This is a genomic window from Nonomuraea sp. KM90 (assembly GCF_052246675.1).
In the GTDB taxonomy this organism is placed as follows: domain Bacteria; phylum Actinomycetota; class Actinomycetes; order Streptosporangiales; family Streptosporangiaceae; genus Nonomuraea.
The window spans coordinates 1-8,616 of sequence record NZ_JBQQCB010000230.1 but is presented as its reverse complement, the minus strand read 5'-3'; the positions used below and the strand labels follow the sequence as shown (position 1 = coordinate 8,616).

Annotated in this window: 9 protein-coding genes and 2 pseudogenes; 7 read left to right on the top strand and 4 right to left on the bottom strand. The window is 68.1% G+C overall.

Features of this window, described 5'->3' with window-relative positions:
• The 4 genes and pseudogenes from ACTWPW_RS61620 to ACTWPW_RS61605 form a co-directional block, all read left to right on the top strand.
• Positions 1-274: pseudogene (locus ACTWPW_RS61620) on the top strand (IS3-like element IS1141 family transposase); the annotation flags it as partial.
• Between the two features lie 65 nt (positions 275-339).
• Positions 340-1,092: a site-specific integrase gene (locus ACTWPW_RS61615; RefSeq protein WP_443174641.1), complete on the top strand. Its 753-nt coding sequence runs from the start codon at positions 340-342 to the stop codon at positions 1,090-1,092.
• Positions 1,089-2,024, top strand: a complete 936-nt coding sequence (locus tag ACTWPW_RS61610; protein WP_443174640.1) for a tyrosine-type recombinase/integrase — start codon at positions 1,089-1,091, stop codon at positions 2,022-2,024. The genes ACTWPW_RS61615 and ACTWPW_RS61610 overlap by 4 nt, the downstream gene beginning before the upstream one ends.
• Complete coding sequence (locus ACTWPW_RS61605; RefSeq protein ID WP_443174639.1) at positions 2,021-2,815, top strand: tyrosine-type recombinase/integrase; 795 nt, start codon at positions 2,021-2,023, stop codon at positions 2,813-2,815. Before ACTWPW_RS61610 ends, ACTWPW_RS61605 begins: the two co-directional genes overlap by 4 nt.
• Before the next feature lie 108 nt (positions 2,816-2,923).
• Here ACTWPW_RS61605 and ACTWPW_RS61600 read toward each other — a convergent pair whose 3' ends face one another.
• Positions 2,924-4,207, bottom strand: a complete 1,284-nt coding sequence (locus ACTWPW_RS61600; RefSeq protein WP_443174638.1) for an ISL3 family transposase — start codon at positions 4,205-4,207, stop codon at positions 2,924-2,926.
• A gap of 654 nt (positions 4,208-4,861) precedes the next feature.
• The gene (locus ACTWPW_RS61595; protein ID WP_443174637.1) at positions 4,862-5,128 is read right to left on the bottom strand and encodes a hypothetical protein; all 267 of its coding nucleotides are present in this window, start codon (positions 5,126-5,128) and stop codon (positions 4,862-4,864) included.
• A gap of 188 nt (positions 5,129-5,316) precedes the next feature.
• Here ACTWPW_RS61595 and ACTWPW_RS61590 point away from each other — a divergent pair, with 188 nt between their 5' ends.
• Together ACTWPW_RS61590 and ACTWPW_RS61585 are read left to right on the top strand one after the other, a co-directional pair.
• Entirely contained in the window at positions 5,317-5,673 is a 357-nt protein-coding gene (locus tag ACTWPW_RS61590; RefSeq protein WP_443174636.1) for a recombinase family protein, read from the top strand.
• A gap of 313 nt (positions 5,674-5,986) precedes the next feature.
• Positions 5,987-6,139, top strand: a complete 153-nt coding sequence (locus ACTWPW_RS61585) for a hypothetical protein (protein WP_443174635.1) — start codon at positions 5,987-5,989, stop codon at positions 6,137-6,139.
• Here the strand turns inward: ACTWPW_RS61585 and ACTWPW_RS61580 are convergent.
• Entirely contained in the window at positions 6,133-7,416 is a 1,284-nt protein-coding gene (locus tag ACTWPW_RS61580) for a serine hydrolase domain-containing protein (RefSeq protein ID WP_443174634.1), read from the bottom strand. The two genes, ACTWPW_RS61585 and ACTWPW_RS61580, sit on opposite strands and share 7 nt — an antisense overlap.
• A gap of 182 nt (positions 7,417-7,598) precedes the next feature.
• Here ACTWPW_RS61580 and ACTWPW_RS61575 point away from each other — a divergent pair, with 182 nt between their 5' ends.
• Positions 7,599-8,273: a helix-turn-helix domain-containing protein gene (locus tag ACTWPW_RS61575; protein WP_443174633.1), complete on the top strand. Its 675-nt coding sequence runs from the start codon at positions 7,599-7,601 to the stop codon at positions 8,271-8,273.
• Positions 8,274-8,332: 59 nt separating this feature from the next.
• On the opposite strand, the pseudogene ACTWPW_RS61570 reads toward ACTWPW_RS61575, so the two are convergent.
• Positions 8,333-8,616, bottom strand: a pseudogene (locus ACTWPW_RS61570) (IS630 family transposase); the annotation flags it as partial.

Genomic DNA, 8,616 nt, shown 5'->3' with positions numbered 1-8,616 from the left:
CCGCGCCTTCTGCCAGCGCTTTTACGCCTGGTACAACCACGACCACTACCACTCGGGGATCGGCTACCACCATCCGGTGGACGTGCACTACGGCCGCGCCGCCACCATCCGCGACCGGCGCGCCGCTGTCTTGACGGCCGCTCAGAGCGCCCATCCCGAGCGGTTCGCCAGCGGCGGCACTCCCGTCCCGCCTGACCTACCCGGCCCAGCGTGGATCAACAAGCCCAAGAACGCCGTCCAAGAGGTCACCACAGAGAACTCGACACAGAATTAGTCCAGCTCACCTGCCTTGATCAAATTGACAGGTTCCGCCTGGCCGCGGTAGGCGGGCCGGAAGCGGTGAGCGATCTGGACGCGGCCAAAGTCACCGCGTTCATGGTGGACTACTCCCGGGACCGCAACACCTGGTCGGCGAAGGCGATGGTGACCTCGCTGCGGGCGTTCTTGCGGTTCGCGCACGTGACCGGGCGGACTGCCGTTCCGCTTGCCGGGGCGGTCCCGGCGGTCGCGTCATGGCGGCTGTCCGCGCTGCCTCGGGGGCCGCCGGCGGCCGAGATCGAGCTGTTACTGGCGGGCTGCGACCGGAACACGGCGACTGGCCTGCGCGATTACGCGGTCCTGTCGCTGCTGGCCCGGCTCGGGCTGCGCGGTGCCGAGGCCGCCGCCCTGCAACTCGGCGACATCGACTGGCGGGCCGGCGAGATCGCGGTCACGGGAAAGGGCAGCCGCATTGAGCGGCTTCCCCTGCCGGTCCCGGCCGGGAAGGCGCTGGCCGCCTGGCTGTCCGGCGGCCGTCCCGCCTGCGAGTCGCGGGCGGTGTTCGTGACAGTACGGCGGCCTTACCGGCAGCTGACGCCGGAGGCGGTCCGCGCTGTCATGGGCCGGGCCTGCGACCGGGCCGGGCTCGAACGCCGTGGCGCGCACCGGCTCCGTCACGCGCTTGCGACCGAGATGCTGCGCGCCGGCGCATCACTGCCCGAGGTCGGGCAAGTGCTGCGGCACCGCAGCCAGCTGTCCACCTCGCTCTATGCCAAGGTCGACCAGGACGCGCTGCGCCCGCTGGCGCGACCGTGGCCCGGGGCCGGCCGGTGAGCGCGCTGCGGGCCAGGGCCGAGGAGTACCTGGCGATGCGCCGCGCGCTCGGCTTCAAGCTCACCACGCAGGGCCGGCACCTGATGAGCTTCGTCCGGTTCTGCGAGGAGCGCTCCGCCGATCACGTGACAGCCGACCTGACGATCGAGTGGGCGACCCAGACCACGCGGGGCAGCGGCGACGAGGTCTACCAGGCCCGGCGGCTCGACGTCGTGCGGATCTTCGCCCGGCACCTGCAGGCGCTGGACCCAGCCACCGACGTCCCACCCACCGACGTGCTGTCACGCCGTTACCGGCGGATCCCGCCCTATCTCTACTCCCCAAAGGAGGTCGCCGCGCTCATGAGCGCGGCCGGCGCTCTCCCGCCGGCGCTGCGGGCGGCGACCTGGAAGACACTGATCGGGCTGCTGGCCGTGACCGGCATGCGCCAAGGCGAGGCGTGCCGCCTCGAACGGGACGACGTGGACCTGCAGGCCGGGACGCTCGTGATCGCCGACTCCAAGTTCGGCAAATCCCGGCTGGCGTTCCTGCACCCGACCGCAGTCGCCGCGCTGCGCGCCTATGAGCAGGCCCGCGACCGGCTGTTCCCGGAGCCGAAGGGGGACACATTCCTCCTCAACAGCCGCGGCGGGCCGCTGGACGGGCACAACATCCAGCACACCTTCGCCGTGCTGATCGCCGCGGCGGGCATCCAGGCGCCGCCCGGCCGGCGTGCTCCCCAGCTGCACGACCTGAGGCATACGTTCACCGTCGCGACGATGCTGGACTGGTATCGCGACGGCGGGAACGTGCAGGCCCGGCTCCCGCTGCTGTCCACCTGGCTCGGCCATGTCGACCCGAAGTCGACCTACTGGTATCTCCAGGCCGTCCCCGAGATCCTCGCCCTGGCCGCAGGCAGGCTCGAGCAGGCGGACGGGCAGGTGGCCCGATGAGCGACCTTGCCCCCATCCTGCAGGGCTTCTTCACCGACCGGCTGGCCCGGCAGAAGAAGGCCAGCCCGAACACGGTCGCGGCCTACCGCGACACGTGCCGGCTCCTGCTGTCCTTCGCGCAGGCCAAGACCGGGAAGGCACCCAGCAAGCTCAGCCTTGCCGATCTTGACACCACACTGATCGGCGCGTTCCTGCAGCACCTGGAGGATGACCGGGGGAACGGCACTGCCACCCGCAACGCCCGGCTGGCCGCGATCCACTCGCTGTTCAGCTATGCGGCCCCGCGGGCACCCGAGCACGCCGCCGTGATCAGCCAGGTCCTGGCCATCCCGCCCCGCCGGCGCGAGCGCGCCATCGTCAGCTACCTCACCCCCGGGGAAACCGACGCCCTGCTCGCTGCCCCCGACCGCAAGACCTGGCACGGCCGCCGCGACCAAGCCCTGCTCCTGCTCGCCGTCCAGACCGGCCTGCGGGTATCGGAGCTCACCACACTCACCTGCCAGGACACGCACCTGGGCGCCGGCCCGCACGTCCGCTGCCACGGCAAGGGACGCAAAGACAGGGCAACCCCGCTGACCAGCCAGGTTGTCAGGGTGCTGAAAACCTGGCTCGCCGAACTCGGACCCGGACCCGGCATGCCGCTCTTTCCAACCCGGGCAGGCGGACGGCTCTCCCGTGACGCCGTCGAGCGGCTCGTCACCAAGCACGCAACCGCAGCTGCGGACACACCGCTCACCTCTGCACGTTTACCGGCTCTGTCGCTGATCTTGGGACGTGGAACGACCTGGTAGTTGATCGTTTGCGGAGTGCGTTCCGGGATGTGTTGAAGAGTTACTCCCTGCATTGGGGACTGTACGGTTTTCGGCTCTGGCCCACTTTCGGTGGTGACGGAAAGTGGTTTAGCCGAGCAGGATGCGATGACGGAGGAGTGCGAAGCCGGCGCGCCCGTACATCTGCCTTTTGATCATTTTCGTTTTGGTGTTGACGCCTTCGGTGCCGCCGTTGTGGAACGGGAGAGTGAGGGCGGCGTTGACGGCGGCCCGGTCGTAGTCCAGCCCGCGGGTGAAGGCATGCAGGTGGGGCTGGGGCAGGTCCACCTGACGCGCTTGTTCGATCCAGTCGGTCAGTCGCTGGTCGTTGCCCTGCTTGGGGTCGAGGAGAGCGGCGAAGTCACGGACGAGTCCGGCGAGCATGGTCATCTCGTGGCAGGCGGTGATGGCGGCGTCCAACCGCTCGGCGTGGTGGCCGGTGAGCTTGCTCGGTTCGGTAAGAAGAAGGCTGGCCAGACGCTTGGGTGAGATCGCGGGCCGGTCGCATTCGACGCGGCCTTGGTTGATGTATCGGTAGAGCAGGTTCTGACTGCCGGTGTAGCCGAGTTTCTTGATCTCGACGAGGAGTTGCTGGACCGGGACGGCGGGATCCTCGGCCCGGCGTTGGCGCAGATGGTCGCGGAACGGGTCGACGAGCGTGGGCCGGTACTTCGGCACGCGTACCAGCCGTTCGGGTTCGTTGACCCGGGCGTAGCGCTTGACGGTGTTGAGCGCCAAGCCCAGGCGGCGGGCGCATTCCAGCAGTCCGACACCCTGGCTGAGCATGGCATGCACCTGCCGCCAGCGCTCGCGTGTGGTGGCTGCTCGCACCCCTTCTTTCGGCGGCGGGCCGGTCTTGCCCCAGCAGATCGAGTGCGCGGCAACCTCCTTGACCACGGCTTCGGCCAGGTTGTGCCAGATATGCCAGCGATCACCGACCTGCACCGTATCCGGCAGAGCGCGACGGATCGCCTCGGCATAGGCGCCGCTGCTGTCCCGGCACACCATCCGCACCCCGGGGTGGGCACGCAGCCACGCCTCCAAGGTGTCGGCCTGACGATCGGCGAGCACATCGATCCGCTCCCGCGTCACCGCGTCGATGATCACGGTGGCGTAGCGGTGTCGTTTGCGCAGTGCGAAGTCGTCCACCCCGATCACCTCCGGCACCGGACGGACCGGCAGGGGCAGGCGCAGCAACGACCGGACGGCGCTCTGCCGCGACATCCTGACTCCCAGCACGTCCAGCAGCCGAGATCCCGCCCGCCCGGCCAGCTCCCGCACCACCGCCCCACCTGCGTGGTCAAGGCGATCGTGCGGCGCTGATACGGCTCGGCCAGCCCAGGCAGCGGCTCCCGGAACGTCTGCCGCGCGCACCCGACCGTCGGGCACCTCAGCCGCCGAAACCGTAGCCGCACCAGCACTCGCTGCCCGCCAACAGGAAGGTCGGCCAGCTGTCGATCCACGTAGCCGTGCACCCGTCCGACTGCCCCCGCAGTCAGGCCACGCTATCGGCGTTCCCCGGGACGCGACATGCACCACGATTGCCCCGGCCCCAGCTCCGACCTCGGCTTGAACGCTGCCGATGACCAGGTCGGCCATCTGTGGGAACAGCAGCCCTGGAAGATCCTTTAAGTCACACCGGCGTCACGCTGACACAACACGCCGAGATAACCATCGACCGACACGAGCTATCACGTTCCGTGACCACCGAAAGTGGGCCAGAGCCGAAAACCTGGACACACCCCTGACCAGGTCAAACTCGTACACCACTTCCGCGGACGCAACCCGGGATCGCTATTTGTCGTGGTCGGCGTGGCCTCGTAGAAGTCGGCGAGGCTGTTGCGTGAGAGCACCCTTCGGGGTGATGGGCATCAGGGCCTCACCGTGCCCTGTTGCTCATCTCATCGTTCTGTCCGGGTCAGGGAGCGGAGTCCGTCCAGCCGTGGAACACGTGGACCACGTTCGACTCGGCGCTGACGATCGTTGCGGACCTGGTACGGCTACCTGCCGTAGGCATGGGGGCCCGTGTCAGTGTCGGGATCGGTCGCGGATGGCAGCTTCAATCCGGAGCAGCGCACCGACTACGGCGATTCCCATGAAGATCAGCACCTGGGTTTGATCGTTCAAGCCGTCATTTACCTGTATTAGAGCAAGTAACACGCCGCCGCCAACAGCGACGGTTCCCACATGCCGGAGTCCTGTGCGGGGTTTGGACAGTTCAACCAGGTCGAACCAACTCAACTTGTCTAGCGGCTCCGGCTTGTTCGGCTGCGGCTCTCTGTTGGCTGCGGTCATGGCATAAAGCATCCCACGCCATATCAAGATCCATAGTGCCTCCTTAGCGCCATCCACCTCCACTCCACCCAGCGAAGTCCCATGGCCAGCCTCGGCGACTTCCGTCCATGTTCCCGGGCCTGTCTGCGCCGGAGGGCCTTAAACGGACCCCGAGGGTGCGGGCGTCCGCGTGCCCCCGGGCTACAAGCATGGCCGAGGCCAACCAGATCCTCAGCGACTTGTCCGACCGCGGGGTCCTGTTCGGCCTGGGCGCTAACGTCTACGACTGGACCGACCCGTTCGGCCGACTGTTCCTGCAAACCCTCGCCATGGTCGCCGAGTTCGAGGCCAACCTCGGGCACATGCGCACCCGCGAAGGCATGGCCCTGGCCAAGAAGAACGGCAAGCTCAAAGGCAAGCAACCCAAACTCCCCGAACCCGCCCGACGCTCCATCCGCCGACGCTACGCCGAGGGCGAGGTGTCCCTGGCCGATTTGGCCACCGAGTACAGCGTCGGACGCTCCACCATCCACCGCATCATCCACGGTCCAGAAGGCTTCAGGTAGAGCGATCACAGGCCGAAGCCGGACGTCACATTCCACTCAAGATCATTCTCAGCGCCAACCGCTGCTCCTGGGTTCCTCAACCCCGGGTTGAGTGCGGGCGTACCGGGCCCGGGTTCTGCACCGCGGGCCGTCTGAGGGTGCGGCTTAGGCGGCCGTGGTAGGCCCTCACGAGGCGGAGAAAGCCGCCGTGATCCGTTGTTCGGTCTGCCCGGGTTGTCCGGCCGGCGCGCCAGCCGCTTGGGCTACGACGACGCACACCATGGCCGAGCATCCCCTTGGCCGGCTTCGTCTTTCACGGGTTTGTCGACCGGTTGTGCCTGCTCGGCTCGGTGTCCGCACCTCGTGGACCGGCCACGCCGCGCTCAATGAGCTCGGCGTGGCCCATTTCGCGCTCTACCTGGTGCACGACCGCAGGGGTCTACTTCAAGGTGTACGCGGGTCCAAGGTGCTCGGCCCCGTCTACTGAGCCGGCTTGGCCTCGTTGGCTGACCCGGCCTGCCCGTCGCAGAAAACCTGCTTGAGCAGGTTGTCCCGCGCCTCCGGGAACGCCTGGTCCAGGTCGGGTGCGGCGTCGCCGAAGGTGATCGAGGCGGTCAGGGTCTTCTTGCCGTCAGGCGTGCCGTACAGCACCGACACGTAGCCCCCCGCGGTGGCGCCGCTGTGATGGAGGACGGTGCCGCAGTTCGGGCCCATGTCCTGCACGTATATTCCGAGGCCGTAGTTGCCGAAGGGGGTGGCACTCTTGGGGTGCGGCTTGCGCATCTCGGCCAGCAGGTTGGCCGGCACGAGCTTGCCGCCGTTCAGCGCGGAGAAGAACGTCTGGAGATCCTTGGTGGTCGAGATCATGTCACCGGCGGCGGCCGTCATGGAGGGGTTCTGGCGGGTGACGTCGATCACCTTCCACTGGCCGGCGGCGTCCTGGTAGCGGAAGTAGCCGTGGGGGTGCGGCTGGGGGAGCTCCGGCGAGGCGCCCGGCAGCACAGTGCCTCGCAGCTTGAGCGGGCCCAGGATCCGCCGCTTCATCTCCTCGGCGATCGAGTGGCCGGTGACCTTCTCGATCAGCAGCTGGGCCAGCGTGTAGTTGGTGTTGGAGTAGCTCCAGCTCGTCCCCGGCTCGAACCGCGCCGGCCTGGACAACCCGAACCGCACCAGCTCCTCCGGCTGATAGGTCTTGAACCGGGCGTCCGCCCACTCCTTGCCTCCCGCGGGGATCCCCGGCTCGACCGACCCGTCAGGGCGAAACTCGCCGGTGTAGGCGTACAACCCGCTGGTGTGCTGCAGCAGCATCCGCACGTTGATCCGCCGGTCCAGCTTGAACGCGGGCAGGTAGTCGGCCACCGGGGCGTCCAGCCCGATCTTGCCGTCGGCCACCAGTTGCAGCACCAGGGTCGCGACGAAGGGCTTGGTGCTGCTGCCGATCCGGAACCGCCCGTTCGCCGGCGGCTTCGCGTTCGCACCCAGCTTGCGCTGCCCGGCGCTGCCGACCCACTCGCCCCGCTCATCGTTCACGCGCGCCTGCACGCCGAGGAAACCGGCATCGGCGATCGCCTGGATGGCCTTCTGCAACTCCGGGCGGTCCTGTCCGGCAGCGGCCTTCGGCGTAGCCTTGCCGTCCGCGGTGGCCAAAGCGGGTGCGGCCGCCCCGGCCAGCAGCGCGGCCGCCAGCGCCGTGACCGCCACTCGCCGGAACGCCCTCGGCGTCCGGGCCCTGGTGTTCTTGGCGGTGGGAAGGGATTCACTCATGGCCGATCCTCGTTTCGCGATAGTATGTGTTTTGTGCAACTCGAAAGCTATGTTGCATTCAGAATCACGTCAATCGCAGAAATGCGTCTCCCCAGGTGAACAGCCACAAATCGGAGCAATGACGCTGAGCTCGAATGCAAGACTGTGTTGCAATGGCTGACGGCGAAGACAACACTGGTGGCATGCCAGGAGCACGACTGACCCAGCAGGACCGCGAGCGCATCGCGGCCGGACTCGCCGACAAGCTCTCCTACGGTGAGATCGCCAGGCGACTCGACCGGCCCACCTCGACGATCACTCGGGAGATCACACGCAACGGCGGCCCCACCGACTACCGACCCCAGCAGGCACACCAGGCGACCATCCAGCGGGCCCGGCGCGGCACACCGGTACCCCCTCGCGCGGACACGCCACCGGGCAGCGCGATGGAGGAGGAGTTCCTCGAAAGGGCGCTCAGGGCGGGGATGCCAAGGATCGCCGCGCAGGTGCACCTCGACCTGACGCTGTCCGAGGACGGCAGGCGCACCGCCGCCGAGCTGACCCGTAGGCTGAACGTCAGCCCGGCCTCCATCTCCGTAGCCGTGAACTTCCTGGCCCAGCAGGGGTTCGTCCGGCGCGAGCGCGATCCGCGGCGGCGTCGCGACATCTACGTGGTCGACGACGACGCCTGGTACAACGCGATCATGACCAGCGAGCGGCAGACACTCGAGTCGGCGCGGGCCACGATGGCGGCGGCCGAGACCTACGGGCTCGACAGCCCCGTAGGGCAACGGCTGGCCAAGACGGCGGCGTACCTGGAACGCGTCAGCCTGGACGTCATGGAATCGGCCGAGCGCTGGCGCACCCTCCTGAGATGACGGGACTCAACGAACCACCTAGTGGGGTGGCCACGAACGTTCACCGGAGTGGTGGTTGATCATGCGGCTTGGGCGGCTGGTCGTCCCCAGCGGCGCTGTTTTTCGCTGCGGATGCGTGCGCGTTCGCGGCGTTGGGAGGCCAGGACGTCGGGGTGGCGGGCGTTGGCGTTGCGCCAGCGCAGGTAGGCCTGGAGCTTTCGGGTCTGCACCGTGTGATTGGGATGGTCGGAGTTGCTCATCACGAAGGTGCGCAGCGGTCCGAACTGCGCTTCGATCGGGTTGGCCCAGGAGGCGCTGGTCGGGGTGAAGCACAGCTCGACCTTGTGCGCGGCGGCCCAGGCGC

Bases quoted from the DNA above. Each gene is read 5' to 3' on its own strand.
- ACTWPW_RS61605 (WP_443174639.1), top strand. From the start codon at position 2,021: ATGAGCGACCTTGCCCCCATCCTGCAGGGCTTCTTCACCGACCGGCTG.
- ACTWPW_RS61575 (WP_443174633.1), top strand. From the start codon at position 7,599: ATGCCAGGAGCACGACTGACCCAGCAGGACCGCGAGCGCATCGCGGCC.
- ACTWPW_RS61580 (WP_443174634.1), bottom strand. From the start codon at position 7,416: ATGAGTGAATCCCTTCCCACCGCCAAGAACACCAGGGCCCGGACGCCG.
- ACTWPW_RS61590 (WP_443174636.1), top strand. From the start codon at position 5,317: ATGGCCGAGGCCAACCAGATCCTCAGCGACTTGTCCGACCGCGGGGTC.
- ACTWPW_RS61595 (WP_443174637.1), bottom strand. From the start codon at position 5,128: ATGACCGCAGCCAACAGAGAGCCGCAGCCGAACAAGCCGGAGCCGCTA.